This is a genomic window from Corynebacterium tuscaniense (genome assembly GCF_008693065.1).
Taxonomy (GTDB): domain Bacteria; phylum Actinomycetota; class Actinomycetes; order Mycobacteriales; family Mycobacteriaceae; genus Corynebacterium; species Corynebacterium tuscaniense.
Genome location: NZ_VXKH01000002.1, coordinates 30,269 through 53,231 on the forward strand (window position 1 = coordinate 30,269; position 22,963 = coordinate 53,231).

General features: G+C 58.4%; 23 protein-coding genes and 1 pseudogene. 4 read left to right on the forward strand and 20 right to left on the reverse strand.

Translation table 11 applies throughout. The features are described 5' to 3' along the window. Window positions 1–12 precede the first annotated feature (12 nt). The 4 genes from carA to pyrR form a co-directional block, all read right to left on the reverse strand. Window positions 13–1,206: a glutamine-hydrolyzing carbamoyl-phosphate synthase small subunit gene (gene carA / locus F4V54_RS00940; protein ID WP_034663546.1), complete on the reverse strand. Its 1,194-nt coding sequence runs from the start codon at window positions 1,204–1,206 to the stop codon at window positions 13–15. A 78-nt stretch (window positions 1,207–1,284) separates the two neighbouring features. Then, window positions 1,285–2,604, reverse strand: coding sequence for a dihydroorotase (locus tag F4V54_RS00945; RefSeq protein WP_150385938.1), 1,320 nt, complete (start codon window positions 2,602–2,604; stop codon window positions 1,285–1,287). Then, the gene (locus F4V54_RS00950) at window positions 2,582–3,529 is read right to left on the reverse strand and encodes an aspartate carbamoyltransferase catalytic subunit (protein WP_034663540.1); all 948 of its coding nucleotides are present in this window, start codon (window positions 3,527–3,529) and stop codon (window positions 2,582–2,584) included. The genes F4V54_RS00945 and F4V54_RS00950 overlap by 23 nt, the downstream gene beginning before the upstream one ends. After that, window positions 3,526–4,080, reverse strand: a complete 555-nt coding sequence (gene pyrR / locus F4V54_RS00955; protein WP_034663539.1) for a bifunctional pyr operon transcriptional regulator/uracil phosphoribosyltransferase PyrR — start codon at window positions 4,078–4,080, stop codon at window positions 3,526–3,528. Before pyrR ends, F4V54_RS00950 begins: the two co-directional genes overlap by 4 nt. A 164-nt stretch (window positions 4,081–4,244) precedes the next feature. Between pyrR and F4V54_RS00960 the strand changes: the two genes are divergently transcribed. From F4V54_RS00960 to F4V54_RS00970, 3 genes are read left to right on the forward strand one after another with little or no spacing between them, the layout of a single operon-like run. Beyond that, window positions 4,245–4,712 carry a YbjN domain-containing protein gene (locus F4V54_RS00960; protein WP_034663537.1) on the forward strand — a complete coding sequence of 156 codons (468 nt, stop codon included), beginning with the start codon at window positions 4,245–4,247 and terminating at the stop codon, window positions 4,710–4,712. 1 nt (window position 4,713) lies between these two features. Further along, the gene (locus F4V54_RS00965) at window positions 4,714–5,196 is read left to right on the forward strand and encodes a YbjN domain-containing protein (RefSeq protein WP_034663535.1); all 483 of its coding nucleotides are present in this window, start codon (window positions 4,714–4,716) and stop codon (window positions 5,194–5,196) included. A 14-nt stretch (window positions 5,197–5,210) separates the two neighbouring features. Beyond that, window positions 5,211–5,483 (forward strand): hypothetical protein, encoded by a 273-nt coding sequence (locus F4V54_RS00970; RefSeq protein WP_034663532.1) that lies wholly within the window; start codon window positions 5,211–5,213, stop codon window positions 5,481–5,483. A 76-nt stretch (window positions 5,484–5,559) separates the two neighbouring features. Here the strand turns inward: F4V54_RS00970 and F4V54_RS00975 are convergent, their stop codons facing one another. The 5 genes from F4V54_RS00975 to F4V54_RS00995 all read right to left on the reverse strand — a co-directional run bounded on the left by F4V54_RS00975 (window position 5,560) and on the right by F4V54_RS00995 (window position 12,795). Further along, a complete protein-coding gene (locus F4V54_RS00975; protein WP_211359440.1) occupies window positions 5,560–9,021 on the reverse strand; it encodes a Cna B-type domain-containing protein in 3,462 nt (1,153 codons plus the stop codon). A 192-nt stretch (window positions 9,022–9,213) separates the two neighbouring features. Then, entirely contained in the window at window positions 9,214–9,972 is a 759-nt protein-coding gene (locus tag F4V54_RS00980) for an ATP-binding cassette domain-containing protein (RefSeq protein ID WP_150385939.1), read from the reverse strand. A gap of 3 nt (window positions 9,973–9,975) precedes the next feature. Next, entirely contained in the window at window positions 9,976–11,028 is a 1,053-nt protein-coding gene (locus tag F4V54_RS00985) for an ABC transporter permease (protein WP_034663527.1), read from the reverse strand. Continuing rightward, the gene (locus tag F4V54_RS00990; protein ID WP_150385940.1) at window positions 11,025–12,023 is read right to left on the reverse strand and encodes a substrate-binding domain-containing protein; all 999 of its coding nucleotides are present in this window, start codon (window positions 12,021–12,023) and stop codon (window positions 11,025–11,027) included. Before F4V54_RS00990 ends, F4V54_RS00985 begins: the two co-directional genes overlap by 4 nt. Window positions 12,024–12,102: 79 nt before the next feature. After that, window positions 12,103–12,795, reverse strand: coding sequence for a hypothetical protein (locus F4V54_RS00995; protein WP_150385941.1), 693 nt, complete (start codon window positions 12,793–12,795; stop codon window positions 12,103–12,105). A 284-nt stretch (window positions 12,796–13,079) separates the two neighbouring features. Between F4V54_RS00995 and F4V54_RS01000 the strand changes: the two genes are divergently transcribed. Then, window positions 13,080–13,283 (forward strand): hypothetical protein, encoded by a 204-nt coding sequence (locus F4V54_RS01000; protein ID WP_146014987.1) that lies wholly within the window; start codon window positions 13,080–13,082, stop codon window positions 13,281–13,283. Window positions 13,284–13,391: 108 nt separating this feature from the next. Here F4V54_RS01000 and F4V54_RS01005 read toward each other — a convergent pair. The 11 genes and pseudogenes from F4V54_RS01005 to F4V54_RS01055 form a co-directional block, all read right to left on the reverse strand. Continuing rightward, a pseudogene (locus tag F4V54_RS01005) lies at window positions 13,392–14,731 on the reverse strand (integrase core domain-containing protein). Window positions 14,732–14,835: 104 nt separating this feature from the next. Beyond that, window positions 14,836–15,684 (reverse strand): PPK2 family polyphosphate kinase, encoded by an 849-nt coding sequence (locus F4V54_RS01010; RefSeq protein ID WP_034663523.1) that lies wholly within the window; start codon window positions 15,682–15,684, stop codon window positions 14,836–14,838. Window positions 15,685–15,698: 14 nt separating this feature from the next. Beyond that, on the reverse strand, window positions 15,699–16,295 hold the full coding sequence (nusB, locus tag F4V54_RS01015) for a transcription antitermination factor NusB (protein ID WP_102723807.1): 597 nt from the start codon (window positions 16,293–16,295) through the stop codon (window positions 15,699–15,701). A gap of 77 nt (window positions 16,296–16,372) precedes the next feature. Beyond that, complete coding sequence (gene efp, locus F4V54_RS01020) at window positions 16,373–16,936, reverse strand: elongation factor P (protein ID WP_150385942.1); 564 nt, start codon at window positions 16,934–16,936, stop codon at window positions 16,373–16,375. Window positions 16,937–17,027: 91 nt separating this feature from the next. After that, window positions 17,028–18,119 (reverse strand): M24 family metallopeptidase, encoded by a 1,092-nt coding sequence (locus F4V54_RS01025; RefSeq protein ID WP_150385943.1) that lies wholly within the window; start codon window positions 18,117–18,119, stop codon window positions 17,028–17,030. After that, the gene (aroQ, locus tag F4V54_RS01030; RefSeq protein ID WP_034663514.1) at window positions 18,116–18,550 is read right to left on the reverse strand and encodes a type II 3-dehydroquinate dehydratase; all 435 of its coding nucleotides are present in this window, start codon (window positions 18,548–18,550) and stop codon (window positions 18,116–18,118) included. Before aroQ ends, F4V54_RS01025 begins: the two co-directional genes overlap by 4 nt. A gap of 17 nt (window positions 18,551–18,567) precedes the next feature. After that, on the reverse strand, window positions 18,568–19,635 hold the full coding sequence (gene aroB / locus F4V54_RS01035; protein WP_150385944.1) for a 3-dehydroquinate synthase: 1,068 nt from the start codon (window positions 19,633–19,635) through the stop codon (window positions 18,568–18,570). Window positions 19,636–19,699: 64 nt separating this feature from the next. Then, window positions 19,700–20,326 carry a shikimate kinase gene (locus F4V54_RS01040; RefSeq protein ID WP_249041185.1) on the reverse strand — a complete coding sequence of 209 codons (627 nt, stop codon included), beginning with the start codon at window positions 20,324–20,326 and terminating at the stop codon, window positions 19,700–19,702. Next, window positions 20,319–21,539, reverse strand: coding sequence for a chorismate synthase (aroC, locus tag F4V54_RS01045; protein ID WP_150385945.1), 1,221 nt, complete (start codon window positions 21,537–21,539; stop codon window positions 20,319–20,321). The genes F4V54_RS01040 and aroC overlap by 8 nt, the downstream gene beginning before the upstream one ends. Before the next feature lie 31 nt (window positions 21,540–21,570). Then, on the reverse strand, window positions 21,571–22,044 hold the full coding sequence (locus F4V54_RS01050) for a prepilin peptidase (RefSeq protein ID WP_150385946.1): 474 nt from the start codon (window positions 22,042–22,044) through the stop codon (window positions 21,571–21,573). Window positions 22,045–22,079: 35 nt separating this feature from the next. Further along, complete coding sequence (locus tag F4V54_RS01055) at window positions 22,080–22,952, reverse strand: shikimate dehydrogenase (protein ID WP_150385947.1); 873 nt, start codon at window positions 22,950–22,952, stop codon at window positions 22,080–22,082. Between the last annotated feature and the right edge of the window lie 11 nt (window positions 22,953–22,963).

Below are 22,963 nucleotides of genomic sequence, written 5' to 3' on the forward strand. Positions count from 1 at the left end.
TTTCCTTCCTGGTTAGTTCTGCTCGGATGCGTTCTTCGCGGCCTTGTGGTCGTCCATGAGCGCCACAAACTGGTCGAAGAGCGGGTTCGCGTCGTGCGGGCCTGCCGCGGATTCCGGGTGGTACTGGACGGAGTAGGCCTTGCCGGATTGCAGGGCGACGCCCTCAACAACGCCGTCGTTAAGGCACGTGTGCGTGACCAGTGCCGGGCCGAAGTCCGTGTCGAAGGTCTTGCCGTTTTTGACGTCCTGGGCGGTGAATCCCTCCGGAAGCGTGACCGCGAAGCCGTGGTTCTGGGAGGTGATGTCGATCTTGCCGGTCACGTGGTTCTTCACCGGAATATTCACACCGCGGTGGCCGAACTTGAGCTTGTAGGTGTCCAGTCCGAGTGCGCGGCCAAGGATCTGGTTACCAAAGCAGATGCCAAAAAGCGGGGTGCCGCTGGCGATCACGTCACGGGTGACCGCAACCATGTCATCGGCAGTCTTCGGGTCGCCCGGGCCGTTAGAGATGAACACGCCATCCGGGTTGTGCTTCGCAATCTCAGCAAAGGAAGTGCCCGCCGGGACCACGATGGTCTCAATTCCGCGCTGCGCGAAGTGGCGCGGCGTAGCGGACTTGATACCCATGTCGTACGCGACGACGGTGTACTTCTTCTCTCCCTCAGCCTCAATCACGTACGGCTCGGTAGTGGAGACTTCCGCAGAAAGATCCGCGCCCGACATCGCGGGTTGCTCTTTCACGCGCGCAACAAGCTTATCGACGTTCCCCTGTGCGTCCTCCCCCACAAAAATCCCCGCGGCGATGGAGCCGTAGTTGCGCAGGTGGCGGACCAAGGAGCGGGTATCCACGCCATGGATACCAACGATGCCCTGGGAAATCATCTCATCTTCGAGGCTGCGCTTCGCGCGCCAGTTGGACACGCGTTTAGCCAGGTCACGGATTACCAGGCCGGCAACCCAAATGCGGTTGTCGTGGGACTCATTGTCTTCATCGTTCCAGCCGGTGTTGCCGATCTGCGGAGCTGCAGCGACGACGATTTGGCGGTGGTAGGACGGGTCCGTCATCGTTTCCTGGTAGCCGGTCATGGCGGTGGTGAAGACTGCTTCACCGAAAATAGGTTCGACGGTCTCCGCCCCGAAGGCAAAGCCTGGGAATGTCGTGCCGTCGGCTAGGACCAGCACGGCGGGAATGTGGTCGGTGCTCATGTGTGTTTCCTTTTTCTTCTCGTTCTATTCTCGCGTTGATGGACAGCGCCGGCGCTCGGATGACGGCGCTTGTGCTGGTCAGTTCTTTTGGTTGTCCGTTGCCTCGTAGGTTTGCTTACCGCGCAGCCAAGTTGCAGTGACGCGTGTGTTGAATTCAGAGCCCTCGTACGGGGTGTTCTTCGACTTGGATGCCATCTCTTCGCCGCGTGCGGTCCATGGCGCTTGCGTATCGACGAGGGTGAGGTTGGCCGGCTCGCCGACAGCAATCGGTCGGCCGTGGTCCAACAGACGCAGGATCTCTGCCGGGCGCTCGCTCATGACCTTGGCCACGAAGCGCCAGTCCGCCAGTCCGGATTCGACGAAGATGTGGGCGATGATGGCCAGGGAGGTTTCCAGGCCGATCATGCCGGGCTTGGCGTTTTCAAATTCGACGCATTTGTCTTCGGAACCGTGCGGTGCGTGATCGGTGGCCACGACGTCAATCGTGCCGTCCAGAAGCGCGTCGCGCAGCGCAAACGTGTCCTTGTTCTCACGCAGCGGTGGGTTGACGCGGTAGACACCGTCGTAGGTTTCCAGCTTCTCGTCGGTAAGCAGCAAGTGGTGCGGGGTGACCTCGGCGGTGACGTCAATCCCCTGCTCCTTTGCCCACCGCAGGAGGGATACGGTGCCCTCGGTGGAGGCGTGGCAGAGGTGGTAGCGCCCGCCGTAGTCACGGGTCATAATCAGGTCGCGTGCAACGATGGATTCTTCTGCCACACGTGGCCAACCGCGCAGCCCCAGGCGGGCAGCGTTTTCACCTTCGTGGGCACACGAGCCTTCAGTCATGCGGTGGTCCTCAGCATGCTGTGCCAGCACGACGTCATAGGCCTTGGCGTACTCGATAGCGCGGCGCATCAGCTGCGGGTCATTGACGCATCGGCCATCATCGGAGAACATCCGCACGTGCCCGCGGGACATCAGACCGATCTCGGTGAGTGTTTCCCCGCCGAGTCCCTTGCTGATAGAGCCCACCGGGTACACATCGCACTTGCCGTAGGCCTGACCTTTTTCCCACACGGCATCGGCGAGGAAAGGCTGATCAATAACGGGCTGAGTGTTCGCCATGGTGAACACGGCGGTGAAACCACCAGCAGCCGCGGCATCAGAGCCCGTCGCAATGGTCTCCGTGTCCTCGCGGCCCGGCTCGCGCAGGTGCACGTGCACATCCACGAGGCCCGGGAGCAGCACCTTGCCACCACAATCCACGACCTCAGCTGCATCTGTGAACGGCGCATCACCGATGGAGTCGATGACACCCGCGTCCACGTCGATGAGAATGTTCGTTTCGTCTTCGCCGTAGGGGCGGACGTTATTCAAAGCGAGTGTTGCCACTGCCCTACTCCTTTCCTTCCAGCGCATCGTCCCCGCTGGCTAGCAGAGTGAACAGCGCCGCCATGCGGGTGTACACACCATTAGTCACCTGATCCAGTACCACGGTGTTATCGCGGTCGGCCACATTGAAGTTGATTTCCATGCCGCGCAGCATCGGTCCCGGGTGCATGATCAGGGTGTCGTTGCCGAGCGCGTCCGCACGGTCTTGGGAAAGCCCATACAAGGTGGCGTATTCACGGTGGGATGGGAAGAAACCACCATTCATACGCTCTGCCTGCACGCGCAGCATCATCACCACTGCGGGGGTGTCCGCGGAGGCGAGCTCCACGTCGAAGTCATAGGCCACGCGGCACGGCCAGTTCTGCACACCAGTGGGCAGCAAAGTCGGCGGCGCAACGAGCACAACCTCTGCGCCGAGCGTGGACAAAAGGTCCACGTTGGAGCGTGCTACACGGGAGTGCAAGATGTCACCGACGATGAGGACTTTCTTTCCTGCTACATCGCCAATGTGTTGGCGCATCGTCACGGCATCAAGCAGTGCCTGCGTCGGGTGCTGGTGCGAGCCATCACCGGCGTTAACAATTGCGGCGCCCGGCACCCATTCACGCAGCAGGTTCGGTGCGCCGGAAGATGGGTGGCGCATGATGATCGCATCTGCACCCACAGCCTTCAGGGTCGCTGCCGTGTCCTTGAGCGACTCGCCTTTTTTCACACTGGAGTTGGACGCAGACACGTTGATCACATCCGCGCTCATCCACTTACCTGCCGTCTCGAAGGAGGAGCGGGTGCGGGTGGAGTTTTCGTAGAACAGCGTGAAAATGGTGCGCCCGCGCAGGGTGGGTAGCTTCTTCATCTCGCGGCCCTCCAGGGCTTCGCGGAAGCGATCAGCCTCATCCATCAGCCCGATGATCTCCTCACGGCTCAAGTCCGCGATGCTGATCAGGTGCTTCATTCTTCCTCACCCTCTTTCATGAGGAGGACTGCATCTTCACCGTCGATAGGCGTGAGCGTCACAGTGACATCCTCACTGAGTGCGGTGGGAATGTTCTTGCCCACGTAGTCTGCGCGAATGGGCACGGCACGGTGGCCACGGTCCACGAGGACGGCGAGCTGAATGATGTTGGGGCGGCCGATATCACTCAAAGAATCAAGTGCGGCACGGATAGTGCGGCCCGAAAACAGCACATCATCAACCAACACGATGGTTGCGCCATTAATATCTCCTGGAATGTCCGTGGGCGCCAATGCACGGTGTGGGCGGCGGCGCAGATCATCGCGGTACAGGGTGACATCCAGGCTTCCAACAGGGACGTTCACCCCCGCAAATTCCTCAATCGCCGCGCCTATGCGCTGGGCCAAGGGCACTCCCCCAGATGGGATGCCCAACAGAATCACCGTTGGAGCACCAGGTGCATCGAGCGCTGTTTTCTCGATAATTTGGTGCGCGATGCGTGCGATCGTACGCGAGACGTCACTAGCGTCAAGCAACTTCGTGGCACTCATCGAACCTCCTTCCCCGCCTCTCTGTGCGGAATTTAAAGGATGCTTCTTTTTAGCGCCTGCCAATGCTTGGTAGACATTCGCAACATTAGCACTATTTGCCCGGCAGAAGCACCACTTGATGCGAGCCCACCAGCATGGAGCCAAGACAGGTAACCTTAGGTGCCATGACCACCAATGAGAACCCCACTCCGGAGCTCACAGCGGATGATCGGGTCCGCGAGGTCACTCTCGCTGACATCGCCGCCGTGCTTGAGGGTGAGGGCTTGGAGTACCGCCTGGAAGAACCCGTTGTTCGAACAGGCTTTATCAACGCCGCGATGGTGTTCACCTTCGACGATGGCAAGCTCATCTTCGAGTCTGTGTGGCGTGGAGAGTTCGCACCGGAGGATGTGTCCTCGCTGTTGTACGCCACGAATGAGTACAACCAGACGCATTTCACGCCGACTCTGCGTTTCTTCCAGAGTGAGGAAAACACCCTAGCCATCACCGGTATCCGGTCGCTTGATGTGAGCCGTGGCTTATCGACGAATCAGCTGGGCACCTTCATCATCACCTCAATCAATGCGACGCTGCAGGCTTTCAACTTCTTGGCTGAATCTTTCCCAACTGCCGTGACGTGGGAGGAGAACTAAAGTGACTACCGCGAATTCGACCCCCAACTTGGTCACCATTGAACGCATTGTTGACGCTTTCTCCCAGTCTGGTGTCAGTATCACCGCTGATCCCACCGGGCGCGTGGCGCAAGGCACCCACGACAAGCTGGAGCTTCTCGTTGTCTTGCTCGACTCCGTATTCATCGTCCGCGCCGATTCCTCCACGGACACCGCCGCCGACTCCCCTGACGCGAACTACTACCTCGCTGCCAATGAGGTGAACTCCACCCTCATCGGTGCGCGCGCCATCGTGGGCAACAAGTCGGAGAACCTCGTCATCCGCACCGAAGCCGAAGTGTCCGTGGCCGCCGGCATGACCGACGAGCAACTTGGTTCCGCTTCCGTCCGCGCCGTCAAGGCGGTTGTCGACGCCCACAATGCGATGGTCGCCCTCTCCGAGCAAATCAGCCAAGCCCAAGCCGAGCTTGCCGACGACGCTGACGGCACTGCTAACACCCCTTGAACAGGAGCCCCACCATGACCACCCCGTACGGCAACGCTTACCCGCCCCAGGAACCGCAGGACAACCAGCCCTACGGCACCCCTTACCACCAGCAACAACCCTATGACATCCAGCAACCCTACAGCCAGCCCAACCCGTACCAAGCGATGGACAAAAACGATTCCTCCACTGGCGGGATTCTGTCCACCATCGTCACTGCTTTCACGCTGGGGCTCCCTTTGCTCATCCTGATTGGTGTTCTCATCACACTGGTTGTCGGTGCAGTCGTGGTTTTGTTTGTGGCGTGATCTGAACAGATAATGGGTCCGGCTGGTTTCAACCAGTCGGACCCATTAACTTTGTGGCGCTTTGAGTGCAGTGAGTCTACTGCTTCCGCGACCTAAGCATCAGTAGTGTTCCGCCGCCAATCGCGGCCAGTGCCAATGCCACCAGTCCCATGACAGCAGCACCAGTCCGTGCGAGCTCCTTCTTAGGACCGCTCGGCTGCTCCGGCGTTGGGCCAGGAGTTGGAGTTTCCGATGTACCCGGCGTCGAGGTTCCCGACGGACCTGGCGTTGGGGTTCCCGATGTACCCGGCGTTGGCGTCGGGGTACCGGAGGGACCTGGCGTCGGGGTTGGTGTCGGAGCCGGGGTTGGCGTCGGCGTCGGGGTTAGTGTCGGAGTCGGGGTTGGTGTCGGGTTTGGCTCTGGTTTACGGGTGTTCGTCACCATGACCTGGTAGTCGCCGTCGACATTCTTCACCTCGACCTTGGAGGTGAATCCTTCAATCTCGTCTTCCTGCACCGTATAGGTGACGGGTTCCTCATCCACTGCAGCTGGCAGTTTTGCAAACGTGTGCTTCCACTTGTTGTCAGCATTGAGTTCAACCTTGTCACCCACAGGGGTGCTTTCTTCACCCTGCTTGCGAATGAGCTGAACCTTGACGGACTTCGGAGTGTCCTGTAGGTCCGCACCCTTGTTGTCCTTCCACACCTTCTCAACATTGACGTCGACCGGTGTACGGACGGTGAACTGGGCAGAGGTGCGCATACGCAGCTTCGTGTTTTCAGCGCGGCCAACGGCCTTATTCACTACGATGTCGCCAGATTTAGCGCTATGCAGTTCCGTCTTAATGGTGATCTTCTGTGTATCGCCAAAGGCCAAAGGCGCGTTGGTGATCGCCCGAACGGCAGTAGCATTTTCCTTCACACCCTCCGTCCAGATGCGTGACGGCCGGCCTGTCGCACCATTGACCTCGGCATTCGGATCCTCGTCAATCTTCCCTGGATCAACAGTAGTGCTGTAGATCTTCGCGCCTTCTGGACCTTCGACGTTTGTGACCTTGAGCTTGCCCTCAAACTTCGATCCCTGAGCATCGCCGTTGGCAGGAAGCACGTCAATAACATCCGTCAGGTTCGACTTCGTTGGATCCTTTGAGGTAAGTTCAATCGTCCACTCATTAGAAGCCACTCCATTCGGGGCGGTTTCAATAACGGACTCAGCCACGTTCTTCTTTAGTGACGTGTAGCCGGCACGCGGGACTGTCACCTTCGCTTGTGCCTTGCGCGTCTGGCCCTGGCTCGTTGCAGTGACCTCATTCGTCAGAACATCACCGGGCTTTGCATCCTTCGGCATGGTGGCTTTGTAGTTGATAACGCCCGGGTTGCCCTCCTCAAGGACGCGCAAGTTCGGCTCAACGTCCTCCTTTGTCCACGTAAGCACCTGCTCACCCTTGGCGTTCGTTGACACTTCGGGTTCAACGTCAGCACTGCCAGCGATGTACTCCATCCCCTTCGGCAGCGTGTCCTTGATCACCACCTGATCATTAGGCATATTGGCAATCTCAGATTCCAGGCCATAGCGGATAGTGAAATCAGCTTCTTCACCCGGGCCGTACTCCGGTTGCGCTGCGTCTTTCGCTACAACAGGCAGGGAACCCACCACACGCAAAAGGTCACGGCCAGGCCCCGTGTACGGGTAACGCACACCGTCAGTTACCACACCAGGGCTCGCGAACGAAGGCGTGATCTCCTCTTTAGCGTCATCTTTATCGGTAAAGCGGTGGAAATAACGCTTAGCATTGAAGTCCATTTTCCATTCAGTGTGGTCTTCCTCCAGCACCGACGTGAACGCCCAAACATCATCCCCAGGTTTCGCATCATCGTGGATCCGCTGCTCGATGACTAGATAGAAGAAAGACTTAGGCAGCTTGGACAAGTGAACCTTGTCGTGTGGCACGCGCACCTTCACGGCCTTAACAGTGGACAGATCAGCCGGCTTGGTGTAACTCCAGCCATCCTTTTCGTCCTTGCCTTCATCGAACGGCGTTTCCTTCGTTCCGCACTCGAACAGGTTCGGATCCTCCACCTCACCCGTGTAGTACAGAATCTTCAGATCCTCGATGTTCTCGCCGTAGTAGACATTTGGTTTCGCTTGCGGGTCAGCCACCACGCGGGCATCAACGAAGTCAACGCGCTTCGTATCCAGGGTGTTGCAGATCCAGGTGTCCGCAAAACCGCCCGGTTGGTTAGCCGAGTTCACAACACGGCGTGGGCCAATACCCGACACCGACATAACGGTGGCGCCGGCTGGTGCGCGGGAGGTATCGGACCAACCAATACCTGGGTACGCCTTTGGCCACTGTGAAGCAACCACCCATGCACCGGTCCAATTACCACGAACCAAGGGTGCCTTGTTCTCATTATTGGAAGGATCGTCTTGAGCAGTCGAGCCGTCCTCAGCGGTGTACATCGGAGCAGACGCCTTTAGGTGAATATTGGTGTCCTCATTCTTGTTTGGCCCGGAGGTGATATACGGCACCTTCACGCGCAATTCACCAGCAGTAATAACTTCACGTGGGTGCTTGGGTTGAACCTGCGGCAGAAGTACGCCGTTTGAATCCAGCTCAGCGCGCTTAGACGTGTAATCCAGATCAGACAGCGTCAAACGGAACGTGTTCTTCTTGCCTTTCACGGCTGTGAACTCACAGGTAGGGAACTTCGTGGTTTGATTCTCCGGCTTCCCAAGAGCTGAGAATGGGTATCCCGGCTGCACACGATCGATCGGTGCGCAGGCGACATCCTGGAGCGTGATCTCTTCGTCCTTCACGCCGTTGATCGTGATGTCATAGCTGACGCTCTCCGGCCCCTTTGCTGCACCTTTTGCATGCGCCAGCGAGAAGGGGAAGTTCATGAACTGGAAGGTGTCCGGCTCACCAGTCAGGGAGGTTGCTGCACCGCCATCAAACTTGGCGTCCATGAGGAAAGGAGCAATAACGGGAATCTCAGGCAGCTCAGCTTCGAGGCCGCGGAAGGTTGCCTTAGCTGTCACCTTGGACTTGCCGGGCCCATCAACCTTGACACCAGAAAGCACCATCTGCGCGGTACCCTCATCGCGCTCTCCAATGTCACAGGTCAGGGTGCGCTTGTCCTCTGACAACTTGGAAGCGCCCTTGTCCCCACTCAAGCACTGACTGGGGATCTCACCGAAGTGAGCATTCTCAACGGTCACCGTGAGCAGGTTGTCATTGGTCGGCTTATTGCCTGGTGCCGGTGCTGAATCGTTAATATCCATCCACCACACCATCGACAGAACATCAAGTCCGGAGATCACCTCCCTCGGCTGCTGCTTCCACTCACCGATGAACTCATAAGCCTTGGTTCCAAAACCAGCTGCCGCCCCATTGGAGTCTGCGACGCTAGCTGGCTCGTCGGTCGTGGCGTCCTCTTCTGCAGGCGTGTCCGCAACCGTTGCGGCATCCCGACCAGCAGTCTCCGTGTTGGCGCCATCAGTTTCAGTCGCGTAAACCGATTGCGGTGCAAGCACCATGAACACTGCGAGAAGCATGGCGAAAAGCACTAAAACTTTGCTTTGCAGCCCGCGTCCAAATGTTTTCAACCCTGTCACTTCAAAACCTTCACTAAATCTGAATCCCGAACTCAGCTCAATGCCAGACAAACTTTAGCTATAAACATACTCGTTATGTCGGAAATCTCGACTTTTAGGCACTTTTACCCAAGTGACAGCGAAAAACCTCGCCTAACTTTTTAGTTCGTGGCTAAGTGCTTCGAGTTCAGCACCGCCGGACATTTCCCGAGTGAGCTCGTCCAGAGTGACCTCATCACGGGCGGCGTCGAGTTCCTGGCGGCCGAGTTTCAGAATCATGAAGTGGTCTCCCACCAGATAAGCATGGTGCGGATTGTGGGTCACCAGGACGACGGCGACACCGCGGTCCCGTGCCGCAGCAATGAACTTCAGCACCACACCGGACTGCTTCACACCGAGTGCTGCTGTCGGCTCATCGAGAACGATCACCCGGGCACCGAAGTACACAGCGCGGGCAATGGCAACGACCTGGCGTTGGCCACCGGAGAGGTTCCCGGCGTCAACATTGACATCCGGGATGTCAATACCCATCTCCACGAGCTGTTCGGAGCAAATGCGTTTCATCTCCTCCTGCTTCAGCATGCCAAATGGACCCGTGATCTCCTGCCCTAAGAAGAAGTTCCGCCACACGCTCAACTCATCAACGATGGCCAGGTTCTGGTACACCGTGGCAATACCGGCATCCAGGGCATCGCGGGGGGATGTGAAGGTGACCGGTGAGCCGTCGATAAGCAATTGCCCACTCGTTGGTGCGTGCAAACCCGCAAGGATTTTGATGAGCGTCGATTTACCCGCGCCATTATCGCCAAGCACGCAGGTGACTTCGCCGGCGTTGACGTTGAGATTGACACCGCGAAGTGCGTCGAAGGTGCCGTATGACTTGGTGATGTCGCGCAATTCAATGATGGACATGGCCTACCGCCCCTTCGTGATGTTGGCGAATGAGGTGTTGGTGAGCACCGCGAACAGGAGCATCGCGCCGAGGAAGAACTTGAACCAGTCCGGATTCCATCCCGCGTAGACGATGCCCTGGTTGGTCATGCCGAAGATGAGCGCGCCGATCATCGTGCCGATCGCCGTGCCGCGGCCGCCCTTCATCGCACACCCGCCGATGACGGCGGCGATGATGTACAGGAATTCATTGCCCACGCCCTGGCCTGCCTGGATCGAATCGAAGGCAAAGAGCGTGTGCATGCCCACGAACCATGCGGCGAAGCCGACCGTCATGAACAACACGATCTTGACCAGGCGAACGGGGACACCGACAGCACGCGCGGCATCCTCGTCACCGCCGACAGCGGTGATCCAGTTACCGAACTTCGTGCGGAAAAGAACAAACGACGCAATCGCGACAAACAGCAACCACCAGATCACCGTGACGCTGATACGCACATTGCCAATGTGGAAGCTGCCAGCGAAGAAGGTGCGCGCAGAGGCGAAGCCCTCCATATCGGCGATTGATGGCGTGGCCACCTGACCGGTGACCAGCTTGGTTACAGCGAGGTTAAGGCCCTGCAACATGAGGAACGCGGCGAGGGTGATGAGGAAGCTATCAATGCCGGTGCGGGTGACCAAAATGCCGTTAAGCGCACCGATGGCCAGTGCGATGACAAGTGCGAGGCCCGCGCCCACCCACGAGTTCAAATGCAGGTTGTAATTAAGCATCGACGCCGCTAGTGCCGCGGTGGTCACTGCGACACCGGAGGACAAATCAAACGCCCCACCGATCATGAGCAAACCCACGGCGAGAGCCACGATGCCGAGCGTGGAACTGGCATACAGAATCGTGGCCATCGCCTCAAACGAACGGAACGCCGGGGCGACCGCCAGGAAGAGGCTCAAGATGACCAGAAAGCCGAGCAGGCTGGCCAGCTCCGGGCGCCTGATCAGTTTGGCGAGGCCGGTGTGGGTACGTAGCCGATCGTCCGAGTTACTCTCAGTCGATTCGTCTGTGATTGTCTGGCTCATCGAAGGCCTGCCTTGGCGGCCTCAGCAATCTTCTCCACATTGTCTTTGTCCACGAAGCTCGGGCCCGTGTACACCGGCTGGCCACCACCGAAGGTGCCACCGTTGCGCTTAGCCACCCACAGCGAATCCACCGCGAGGTAGCCCTGCAGGTACGGCTGCTGATCCACGGCCCACGCCACGCGACCATCCGCGATGGCGTCCACCAGCTCAGCGTTCGTATCAAACGTAGCCACCTGGGCCTTGGAGCCAGACTGTTTCACAGCCTCCGTCGCGCGCATAGCCACCGGTGCCTGGAGCGCAAAGACGGTGTCAAAGGACTTGTCCTGCGCCAGCTTGGAGTTAATCGTCGACTGAACTGAAGTCAGGTCCTGGCCGTTGACGTAGAGGAGCTCAACCTCGCCACCGAGGCCCTCTTTCACACCAGCACAGCGTGCCTCCTGGGAGGAGTTGCCTTGCTCATGGATGACGCACAGCACCTTGGACTTGCCTTCTTCCTTCAGGCGCTCACCCGCTGCCGTGCCGGCCACAGTTTCATCCTGCCCGAAGAAACCAGTAATCCCATACTTGTCATACTCCTTCATGCCAGAGTTCAGGCCCACAACCGGAATTCCTGCCTCCGTAGCAAGCTGGGCTGCTGGGCCAATAGCCTCCGCGTTCGGCAACGTCACCGCAATGCCATCCACGTTGGAATCCACAGCGGAGCGCACCAGGTTCGCCTGGTTCGGCGCCTGCGGGTCGGAAGAGTAACGCAGCTCAATATTGTCCTTCTTCGCCGCATCCTCTGCACCTTTGCGCACGAGATCCCAGTACGTGTCGCCCGGGGCACCGTGGGTAACCATGGCCACGACGTAACGCGGGGTGTCTACCCCACCGCCACCGGTGCCGCTGGCCTCACCGTCACGCTGAGCGCCACCCGTGGAAGAGCAACTCGCCATAGTAAGACTCACCGCAGCCGTCAGTGCCGCGACTTTGTACAGCTTAGAGAAACTTTTCATTCACCCAGTGTGCCCCGTCACAGCGGAAAACCCGGCATCCCAATCGTTCTTTACCGATTAAGTAGCCGGGCTTTGGGTCTTAGTTGAGGTCGGACAATCCTGGCCCCACTGGCTGCTTGTCCAACAGCTGTGTCAGCTCAGTCATGGCTTCCTTCATGTCCTCAACATCCTGGTCGTCGCCTTTCGAATGACGGAACATGTACGTGGTTGCCGCAGCGTTACCGAAACTCGTTGAGCAGAAGAACTGGCGCAGGTCTGCCTCCGGGTGCTTGGCGCACGCGAAGTAGCGGTCCCCCACCGTGAAATCGAATTCATCCCACGGCAGCACTGCCTCCCCGTCACGCTCTTGCTGCTCTTGGTAGCTTTCCATGTGCAGCTTTCGCTCGTCTTGGGCCGCCTTCTTCGGGTCACTCGGGCATGGATCCTGCCCCAGGCCTTCGTCGTAGTACGAAACGCCAACGGAGAATTGCTCAGGGCCGTTTTGATAATAGTGATTCCACCCCTCATCCATCATCGTGCTGTAGTCCGGGTCATACGGCAAACCCACGAGCTCATCCGGCATCTCGTCCAGGAGTGCCTTGATGCTCACCTCGGTGGTGCAGGCACCGGGATCCGCTTGGTCTTGGGTGTCACTTGTGTCAGCATCGCTTCGCGCGGCGCTGTTCTGTGTGGTGTTTTGTTCTCCTTCGCCTTGTTCATCGCTCCCCGAACAGCCAGCCACCATCAGCGCCGTTGCGGCTAGTACCATCGCAATTGCTTTAGCCTTGCGCATTCGCTCCACTTCCCTCGCAATGTCTCGTCGTCTCAGTCGTGCCAGGTTCCGGAAAAATCGTGTTCCCGCAAGGCTACACGCGGTGCTCCTTTGCGGCCGGGGTTTTCATGCTCGTCGGCCTGCCACTATAAGTGACACTGTTGCTTTCTTTTTGTTCCCCTAACCAGATTCAATCACCTAAAAAAGGGGGGGGGAGCAACAAGGCATGTCCTCGTCCGATTGGGCGCTCGCGATTGACTTCGGCACCTCGAACACCGCCACAGCACACACAAATCCTTTTCACGGTGGCATCGAACCCGTCAACCTTTCCAACGACCAACGTTCCCGGCCATCTTCGGTCTACGTTGACTCCCCTGACCAGATTTCTACCGGCCTCTAAACGACTCATCGGCCAAGACATCGTGTCCATCAATAGCTACGAGATCGAGACCGCGGACATTGTCTCCGCTGTGTACCGCGACGCGGACGCCGGTATCTGGTGGGACTAGTGGCCAGTAGCGGTGGCTAGGACTGTTAAGTCCATAGGGTTTTTGGACATGGAGTCCGGTGTCTTTTTGGACACGGAATCCATGGTGTTCTTGGACATTTCTAGCGGCTTATGGTTGTAGCCTGCGTTTCGGTCGGGGCTTGGATAGTTTCGGGTTCATCTGGGGTGGTTGGCGGTGTTTCATTCCGTCGACGAGGTTGATGTTGACCTGACCACCTGGTGGCCGGTGGCTCAACGTGATCGGCAGGGGCACGCTGAAGAGGAATTCACCGTCATGGGCCGTGTAGAACTCCGCAGTGTTATCGGCTGTGACCGTGGAGTAGAGCCTGCGGTTTTTAAACCTCAGACCAATGTAGAGACCGAATCCGCACACGCGTACAACGCCATCTTTGCTCACACAGAGTTGCTCTGGGATGCCCCAATGGTTTGTTGAATGTGTCGTAGGCATCGTTAACGTAGGGGTATCGGTGGGAGGTATGTCTTGCTGAGCTGCCATGTCATCGGTGTTGGCCTCGTGTGAAGTTGCCGCTTCCGCGGGGCCGTTTAGCATGTCGGATACAGCTTGTGGATTGTGCGCCTGGTTATAGGCAACTACGCGGGCCCAGATCTGATCAGGATCAAGTGGATGCGTAGGCGACGGTGCCTTGGGGAAAGTATCGAAAGCCTGGCGTGGTGTAATGTGCATCTTGCCGACCAGTAGTGATTGGTGGCGTCGTCGCTCGTTGTAAACCTGGCGATATTCAGCCAGATATGTGTTGACCTCAGCAAGGCTGACTGGGTGGCGTGCATCGAGGAACTGGGTCAACGTACGGTGAGATCGCTCGTCTTTTCCCTGGGTTGTCGGGGCGAAACCAGCAATAGCAAGTACACCTTGGCTGGCGAGCCAAGTTTCAGTAGCAGAGAGAAAACCGCGGTGGTAGGTGGCGAACGCATCGCCATTGTCAGAAAGGATTTCTTGAGGTTTGCCGTAGGCGGCGAACGCAGCGGTGAGCGCAGCGCGCGCATCAGTACCGTTTTCCGGTAGAGCGAATGCTGTGGTTCCGACATCAAATCTGCTGGCATCATCGATGATCTGGTAAATCGTCACGAGCGTGTGCGCCTGGTCGAAGAGGCGATAGTGGAACGCGACGGGGCCCGATCGGCACCGACAGAGTCGAACAAGAAGTAGTAGATCGACCAAGGGCCATAATCCAAGCCTTGCTCCATCAACTGTTGCCTGGCGTGGACAACTGCGATTTTGTCGGCTTCGTCAAATTTCTTAACCGGATTCTTCGGGGCAGTCGAATCCGGCACAATACCTGCTCGGCCCTTCTGCACTATCCGGTTTTTGATGTTGTGGTACGTCTGTCGCGAGATCCCCAATTCTTTGCAAAACTGTGTGACCGTCTTGCCGTCACGAACGGGATCGAAATCTGCGATCTTTCTGCGCTTATGCAATGGAATAGCCATCCGGCTATTCCACCGCCGTAACCGTCCAAAAAGCCACTAGACATCCCGTCCAAAAACCTCCTGGACTCCGTGTCCAAAAAGCCACTAGACATCACAAGCGGTGGCTAGGACTCCGCTAGACGCTTGAGCTCAACCTCGGGATCGAAGTCAGGCTTGGGCCATTCCAGGTTGAGATCGCGCAGGGCTTGGACGAAGAGGGTCTTCACCACTGTGCGGCAGTAGTCCTTGTTGTCAGAAGGGATGCAGTACCAGGGGGCAACATCGGTGGATGTGCGCTTGAGTGCGATCTCGTATGCTTCTTGGAATTCGTCCCAGAGCCGACGATCATCAATATCTCCCGGGTTGTACTTCCAGTGCTTATCCGGGCGCTCAATGCGCTTGCGCAGGTTCTCCCCTTGAAATTCCTTGGAGATGTGCGGCATGACTTTGATGATCTTCGTGCCGTTGGCAGCTGCCTTCGCCTCAAAGTCAACGATGGCACCGTAGCGCCGCTCAATCTCCTCCGGTGGCGCCATCTGTTTCACGCGTTGGACTAAGACGTCCTCGTAGTGGGAACGGTCAAACACGCTAATCATGCCTGGCTTGGGCAAATGCGGTTCAATGCGCCAGAGGAAGTCATGTTTGAGTTCTTCCTCCGTTGGCTTGCCAAAGGCCTTGATGTGCACGCCTTGAGGGTCCATGGTCTCACCCACAACGTGACGGATGATGCCGCCCTTGCCGGCGGTATCCATTCCCTGCAGGACAAGGAGAATGGAACCGGCGTTCTCATTGCCCGCACGCCCATTGGCGTACAAGCATTCCTGGAGTTCGTCGAGCTCATCGTCGAATTCATCAAAAGCATCATCGACGTTGTCTTCACTCACACCCGGCGTTGACGCTGGGTCGACGTCCGCGAGCACAAAGTCCTCGCCAACGCGGAGTGTTTCTGCTTCTTTAATGGAAACCTTGGCCACGATAAGTCTCCCTCCTACTCCTGCTCTTGTGCAGCTTCTTGGTCGGTGTCAAAACCCGGTTCTAGTTCAGCGCTCGCTTCTGAATCAATGGCCTCCTCGGTAGATGCTGCCTCTGCGTCTTCCTCGGTGAAGCCGATGAGGCCCGTCTCCCCGGTGATGATATCGGGAGCCTCGGCGGAGTGCGCCTGGATGATGTCGTCGAGCACGGCATGGATGTACGGCGAGGCTGTGTCGCCGGCGTATTCCACGGACATCTCCATCGCGTTGGAGATCACGATGGATGGCGCCACATCGGGGTTGTAGAGAATCTCCCACGCTGCGACACGCAAGATGGCGCGGTCGACGGCAGGAAGGCGGTTAAGTTCCCAGTCCTCAGACAGGAAGCGAGCAATCGCTTCATCGATCTCATCGAGGCTCTCCGCAGCACCTGAGATGATCTCACGGGTGTACTCAGCAACGGGGGCCACGGCATTAGCGGGGTCTTCGGCCAGCGCGATGCGGTCCTCGACGATTGCCACCGGATCCACATCGCGGGTCTCAGCTTCGAAGAGGATGTCTACAGCGCGGCGGCGTGCGCGATAACGCGCACCATGACGTTTGTAATCAGACATGTTTTAGAAAAACAGAAAAGTTGGGAGAAGCGGGCCCAGCTCGAGCCCGCTTCAATGGAAGTAACTAGGACAAATGCCTAGTTGTTCACGCGAGACAGGTACTCACCGGTGCGGGTGTCCACCTTGACCACATTGCCGGTCTCCAGGAACAGCGGCACCTGGATCTCCGCGCCGGTCTCCAGTTTGGCCGGCTTGGTGCCACCGGTGGAGCGGTCACCCTGCAGACCCGGATCGGTGTGCTCAATCTTTAGGTCCACGGAGATCGGCAGCTCAGCAAACAAAGCCTCACCCTCGTGGAAAGAAACCTGCACGTGCATGTTTTCCAAGAGGAAGCGAGCAGCATCACCGAACTTGTCCTCCGGCAGCTCGTACTGCTCGTAGGTCTTGTCGTCCATGACCACGTAGTTCTGGCCATCGTTGTACAGGTAAGTCATGTCGCGACGGTCCACCGTTGCGGTTTCCACCTTGACGCCTGCGTTCCAGGTCTTGTCCACGGTCTTGCCGGAGACGACGTCCTTCAGCTTCGTACGCACGAAAGCGGGTCCCTTACCCGGCTTGACGTGTTGGAACTCGATGATGTGCTGGAGCTTGCCGTCAACCTTGAGCACAAGGCCGTTCTTGAAATCAGCGGTGGTTGCCACGAAATAATCTCCCTTGAAGTGGATCTGGCTTTGTTAAAAACAAGCCCATGCTACACCACTGATCAGCACATGCTTCAGGCAGCGTGGCTTGTTAGAGGACGGTGAGCTCTTTTGAGAATGTGGTGATGACACGCGGAGCACCCGACGTAATCACCAGGGTGTCCTCAATACGCACACCACCGCGGCCTGGAACGTAGATCCCCGGTTCAATGGTCAGCGTCATGTTCTCCTCCAGCGAGCCCTTTGCACGCGTTGATGCGGCAGGGCCTTCGTGCACGTCCAGGCCGATGCCATGGCCGGTGGAGTGAACAAAGTATTCGCCGTAACCGGCCTGCTCAATGATGTCGCGGCAGGCCTTGTCCACCTCAACCAACGCACGCCCGGCGGTGGCGGCACGTACACCCGCCTCTTGGGCTTCGAGTACAGTTCCATAGATCTCACGTGCAAAATCCGAGACGTGACCGATGGTGAACGTACGGGTCATATCCGAATTGAAGCCGCGGTAATGCGCACCGAAATCGATGGTGACAATGTCCCCATCCTCAATGACACGCTCTCCCGCACCATGATGCGGCAACGCTGAATTCGGGCCGGAGGCAACAATAGTGTCAAAGCTCGGGTGCTCCGCACCCAGCAGACGCATGCGGTACTCAAGGTCCGCGGCCACGTCGCATTCCGTGCGGCCGGCACGCAATTCCCCTGCCTCAATCAAGCCTGTGAGCGCATCGGTACCAATCTGCGCTGCCTCTTCCAACCGAGCCAGCTCGTAGCGGTCCTTGCGCAGCCGGATCTCCTCAATAGCCCCATCGACGGGAACAAGGGTCACTCCATCCGGGCATGCTTTCTTCATCGCTTCGAGTTCAGCCACGGTGGTGCGCGCTGCATCGAAGCCCACGCGCCAGCCTTCCGGCACGGTAGCAAGCAAGGCTTCTGCCCCATTACGCACGATCATCGCCTCAATGTCTTTAACCTCATCGGCGATCTGCGTCGTGTAACGCCCATCCGTTGCAATAGAAGCAGAGAGGTCCTTATTCACCAACAACGCACCAGCAGAGCCAGAGAAGCCAGACAAGTAGCGCACGTTCGTCGGATGCGTGACCAAGAAGGAATCAATGCGCTTTCCCGCTAGTTGCGCGGACAGAGTGCGCCGGCGGGGCAGGAACCGGGAGTCAGCAAAGCTCATCTGGGCCTCCTCAAAAAGTACTCAAGTGCAAGCTCGTAGCCATCCACACCTAGGCCAGCGATCACGCCAATGGCGATGGGCGTCAAGTACGAGTGGTGGCGGAACTCTTCACGCGCGTGCACGTTGGAGATGTGCACTTCAATGAACCCGGCCCCGTCGCTGATCTCAGCCAGCGCATCGCGCAAGGCGACGGAGGTGTGTGTGAATCCACCGGGGTTGATAATCACGGCGGCTGCGTTATCGGCGGCCTCATGCACCACGTCGATAAGCTCGCCTTCATGATTGGACTGGCGGAAGATAAGCTCCACCTGGTCACCGGCGAGCGCGCGCAGACGCTGCTCAACATCCGCGAGAGTCGTCGAGCCATAGATCTCCGGCTGGCGCTTTCCCAACCGGTTCAGGTTTGGCCCATTGAGCACGTAAACCTTCACGGCACCCTCCTTGCTTACTACTTCAGTTGCGTGAGCTCAGTGTACGCCTCACCCATCTCCTCAATCGTCGCATCTTCCAGGCGCGATGGCTTGCCAATGCCTTCCAGCACGACGAAACGGATGCGCCCGTCGCGGTTCTTCTTGTCGTGCGTCATGCCCTCATACAGCTCATCAAAAGCATCCGGGTCATAGGTCACCGGAAGCCCCACGCTCGTGAGAATGTCGCGGTGGAGGGCCACCACAGAATCGCTAATAAGCCCCCTATTCTTTGCCAGCGTTGCGACGAACATCATGCCCACGGCAACAGCATTGCCGTGACGCCAGCGATATTCCTCACGTTTCTCCAAAGCGTGCCCGAGCGTGTGCCCATAGTTGAGGATTTCGCGTAACGACGACTCCTTCAGATCCTCACTAACCACCTTGGCTTTAACAGCGACTGATCGCTCAATGAGCTCACCAATCTTGTTCTTCGGCACATCATCGCCCTGCTGGTAGATCTCCAGGATGACGGGGTCCGCGATGAAACCGGTCTTGATGATCTCGGCGGAACCCGCCACGAATTCCTCATGCGCGAGGGTGTCCAGGCGGTTCAGATCAATGAACACGGAATCCGGCTCATGGAAGGCACCGACGAGGTTCTTGCCCGCGTCCGTGTTGATGCCGGTCTTCCCGCCCACAGCCGCATCGACCATGGCAAGCAACGTCGTAGGAACCTGGATGACCTTGATGCCACGCATCCACGTTGCGGCTGCAAAGCCAGCCAGGTCCGTGGTCGCGCCACCGCCGAGGCCAAGCACAACATCCTGGCGGGAGAAATTCTTCTCACCGAAGAGATCCCACAAACCACTGAGCACAGGCAGGGACTTGCCGTCCTCCGCATCAGGGATCTCCGCGAGAGTGACCTCCACGCCCATTGCAGCGATGAGACCTCGCAGTCGCTCCGCGACCGGAGCAAGCGGACCTTGATGAATGATCGCTACCTGACGTGCGCCTGTTTCCGCTACGCGCGAGGCGATCTGCTCGTCCAGTCCGGCACCAATGTGCACGTTGTACGGGTTGGGGCCAGTGACACTGATAACCGCCATGGTGAAACGCTTTCTGTGCTGTTTGTTGGTTGTGATGCGTTGATTATTGCTACCCGTGGGTGGGTTAGCGCGATTCAATGAGGTGGAGAATCTCCGCAACGAGGCGCTGTGGTGGACGTGAATCCGTGCGCACTCGGTGCATTGCTACCTCCCGGTAGAACGGCTCACGTGTTTCCAGAAGCGAACGGTAGTGCTCAACCGGATCCTCGGCGTTGAGTACCGGGCGGGAATCATTACCGGACGTCCGGCGTACGCCTTCTTCCACCGACACATCAATCCACACGACGGTGTGCGCTAGTAAAAGCTGGCGGGTCGATTCGGTGACCACGGCCCCACCACCCAGGCTCACGACACCACCAGATGCCAGGGAGCGCGCAACGTATTCAGCTTCCACTTCGCGGAAGCGTTCCTCACCGAGCTCTGAGTACACCTCGCCGGTGGGCTTGCCTTCGCCTTGAGCGATGAGTTCGTCCGAATCCACCAGTGGCAGGTTCATCGCACGGGCAAGGCGGCGGCCGATGGTGGATTTGCCGGCACCGGGAGGCCCGACAAGAACAACGCGTGGGGAGCCATGGACAACATGCTCCCCGGCATTACCATCCGCAACATCCCCCAGGTTCTCCGCAGGCGCTGGCGGTGTGGTTGGGCGACGCGGGCCAGGTTTGGGCACTGGGAACTCCGAGCTAGTCATCGCTGTTCCCTTCAAAAGCAAGACGCTCTGCAACGTACTGCTTATACGCCTCGACGTTGCGCTTTGTTTCCTCGATGCTGTCACCACCGAATTTCTCCAAAACAGCACGTGCGAGCACGAGTGCCACCATAGCTTCCGCAACCACGCCAGCAGCCGGCACCGCGCACACGTCCGAACGCTGGTGAATCGCTGTTGCTGCATCACCGGAGGACATATCCACCGTCTTCAGTGCTCGCGGAACGGTGGAAATCGGCTTCATTGCGGCACGAACACGCAGGGCTTCTCCGTTGGTCATTCCACCTTCGAGGCCACCAGCACGGTTCGTCTCACGGCTCACACCATGACCATCGCGCACCATCTCATCGTGGGCCTCACTGCCACGACGGCGCGCTTCCTCAAAGCCATCGCCAATTTCAACGCCCTTGATCGCTTGGATACCCATGAGTGCTGCAGCCAGCTGCGCATCCAGACGTGCCTCACCAGAGACGTGGGAACCCAGACCAATCGGCAGTCCTTCCACTATGACCTCGACGATGCCGCCGAGCGTGTCGCCCTGTTTCTTCGCCGCCTCAATCTCCGCGATCATGGACGCTTCAGCATCGGTGCCAAAGGCGCGGACCGGGGAGGCGTCGATAAGCTCAATATCCTCAAACGTGGGAAGCGGGCCGGTGTACGGCTCAGACACACCGATGGAAATGACGTGTGAGAGCACCTCAACACCCAGCACCTCACGCAGGAAAGAACGCGCGATCGTTGCGGCCGCCACGCGCGACGCAGTTTCGCGTGCGGACGACCGCTCCAACACCGGGCGCGCCGCATCAAAGCCATACTTGATCATGCCAGCGAAATCGGCGTGACCTGGGCGCGGACGAGTCAGTGCCGCACCACGGCCAGAGTTCATAGCCTTGGCCACCTCCGGGTCATCCATGTCCAGCTCATGCGGGGACATGATGGTGGTCCACTTCGGCCACTCCGTATTGCCAATCATCACAGCAATCGGGCTACCAATCGTCTTCCCGTGAATCACACCGGAAAGAACCGTAAGCTCGTCCTGCTCAAACTTCATGCGCGCACCACGGCCGTAACCAAGGCGGCGGCGGGCAAGCTGGTGGCCGATCTCCTCAGTGGAGACAGTGACCCCGGCCGGCATATTCTCAACCATCGCGATAAGCGCCTGACCGTGGGATTCACCTGCAGTAGTCCATCGAAGCATGCAGGCATTGTCTCACATTGGCTACACAGTCTCACGCAAGGGCGCACGCAATGACCACCAGCCAAGCTGCAATAAGCATCGACGGGCCATGAGCCATGCCGGATTGGCGGGCCATAAGAAGGACGAACACCGTGATAGCACTGCTCAACAACATCGCCCCCAGCACGCCCATGACACCACCCGCCAGCGCTGCAGCAACCCCAAGTGACACGGCGAGTTTGATGTCCCCGCCGCCGATTCCAGCATGTGTCCTGATTCCGGGGTTCGTGTTGGGCGCGGCCAATGCTACGGCCACAAACATCCCTGGCCACAGCAACCCCCACCACCCCGTGGGATAGAAGAAGCACACCGTCACCGCTACTGCTGCTGCGGAAAGAGTAAGCGCATTAGGCAAGCGCTGCTCACGCACATCCCAAACAACCAGTGCCACTGTCCACACAAGCGCTACAAGCGTGGCGACGGCCAGCGCCACTAGATATGTGTGAGCGATCAATCCCCCAAACATGTTGATCCCCCCAGATCAGGGCATATGGCTTAATCCTACAGCCGATTCTGTCGCGTCACACCAGTCGGTGAGACCCAGCCGACGTGGCGGAACAATGCTTCCCGCATCTCCTCTCGCGGCGCGTCCACACCGGTGAACTGTTCAAACTGGGAATAGGCTTGGCAGGCCAGCATAACCAATCCCCCCACAGTCATGTGACCGTTGGAGGCAGCACAGGTAGCCAGTGGTGTCGGCCAAGGATCATATATCACATCCAGGACTGGCGCGTGACCCAGCTCAGCAAAGCGAGTTTCCAGAACTTTTGCTGGCACCGTGGAGATAATCGCGTCCACGCTCAAGGCAAGATCCCGGAGATCACGCTCAAAGTTGATGAAGTCCGTTTCCACCCCCGTACCCTCCAACAAAGGAGCAAGTTCTTCTGAACGGTCCGACCGATTGAGTACCGTGACCTTATCCACGCCACGCTGGACCAGCGCCCAAAGCGCCGGACGGGCGGTGCCGCCACTGCCGATGAGCAGCACATGTCCAAGTTTCTTCTCTGGACCTACCAGCTCATTGAGTGCACCGGAAATGCCCTCGCAGTCCGTGTTATCAGCACGCCAGAAGGTACTGCCACCGCGAAACTCACGCACCAATGTGTTAGCGGAGCCGATTGTGCGCGCCCGATCCGTGACTTCATCCGCGAATGCCAGTGCCGCGAACTTGCCGGGCATGGTCACCGAGAAACCCCGGTAGCTCTCATCCGCATTGCCAACGATGTCCGGCAGCTGCTCAGCCGAGCACTCAATGCGCTCGTACTCCCAGCCATCCAGGCCCGCCGCGGCATAGCCTGCCGAGTGCAGCACCGATGACAGCGAATGAGCGATGGGGCTACCTAGTACGGCTGCGCGGTGTTCAATAACGGCCATGTCAACCGACT

Bases quoted from the DNA above. Each gene is read 5' to 3' on its own strand.
- nusB (WP_102723807.1), bottom strand. From the start codon at position 16,295: ATGTCTGATTACAAACGTCATGGTGCGCGTTATCGCGCACGCCGCCGC.
- aroB (WP_150385944.1), bottom strand. From the start codon at position 19,635: ATGGCGGTTATCAGTGTCACTGGCCCCAACCCGTACAACGTGCACATT.
- F4V54_RS01055 (WP_150385947.1), bottom strand. From the start codon at position 22,952: ATGGCCGTTATTGAACACCGCGCAGCCGTACTAGGTAGCCCCATCGCT.
- aroC (WP_150385945.1), bottom strand. From the start codon at position 21,539: ATGCTTCGATGGACTACTGCAGGTGAATCCCACGGTCAGGCGCTTATC.
- F4V54_RS00995 (WP_150385941.1), bottom strand. From the start codon at position 12,795: ATGCGCAAGGCTAAAGCAATTGCGATGGTACTAGCCGCAACGGCGCTG.
- F4V54_RS00990 (WP_150385940.1), bottom strand. From the start codon at position 12,023: ATGAAAAGTTTCTCTAAGCTGTACAAAGTCGCGGCACTGACGGCTGCG.
- F4V54_RS01025 (WP_150385943.1), bottom strand. From the start codon at position 18,119: ATGAGCTTTGCTGACTCCCGGTTCCTGCCCCGCCGGCGCACTCTGTCC.
- F4V54_RS00975 (WP_211359440.1), bottom strand. From the start codon at position 9,021: ATGCTTCTCGCAGTGTTCATGGTGCTTGCACCGCAATCGGTTTACGCG.
- F4V54_RS00985 (WP_034663527.1), bottom strand. From the start codon at position 11,028: ATGAGCCAGACAATCACAGACGAATCGACTGAGAGTAACTCGGACGAT.
- F4V54_RS00970 (WP_034663532.1), top strand. From the start codon at position 5,211: ATGACCACCCCGTACGGCAACGCTTACCCGCCCCAGGAACCGCAGGAC.
- pyrR (WP_034663539.1), bottom strand. From the start codon at position 4,080: ATGAGTGCCACGAAGTTGCTTGACGCTAGTGACGTCTCGCGTACGATC.
- F4V54_RS00945 (WP_150385938.1), bottom strand. From the start codon at position 2,604: ATGCGCTGGAAGGAAAGGAGTAGGGCAGTGGCAACACTCGCTTTGAAT.
- F4V54_RS00980 (WP_150385939.1), bottom strand. From the start codon at position 9,972: ATGTCCATCATTGAATTGCGCGACATCACCAAGTCATACGGCACCTTC.
- carA (WP_034663546.1), bottom strand. From the start codon at position 1,206: ATGAGCACCGACCACATTCCCGCCGTGCTGGTCCTAGCCGACGGCACG.
- F4V54_RS00950 (WP_034663540.1), bottom strand. From the start codon at position 3,529: ATGAAGCACCTGATCAGCATCGCGGACTTGAGCCGTGAGGAGATCATC.
- F4V54_RS01040 (WP_249041185.1), bottom strand. From the start codon at position 20,326: ATGACTAGCTCGGAGTTCCCAGTGCCCAAACCTGGCCCGCGTCGCCCA.
- F4V54_RS00960 (WP_034663537.1), top strand. From the start codon at position 4,245: ATGACCACCAATGAGAACCCCACTCCGGAGCTCACAGCGGATGATCGG.
- F4V54_RS01050 (WP_150385946.1), bottom strand. From the start codon at position 22,044: ATGTTTGGGGGATTGATCGCTCACACATATCTAGTGGCGCTGGCCGTC.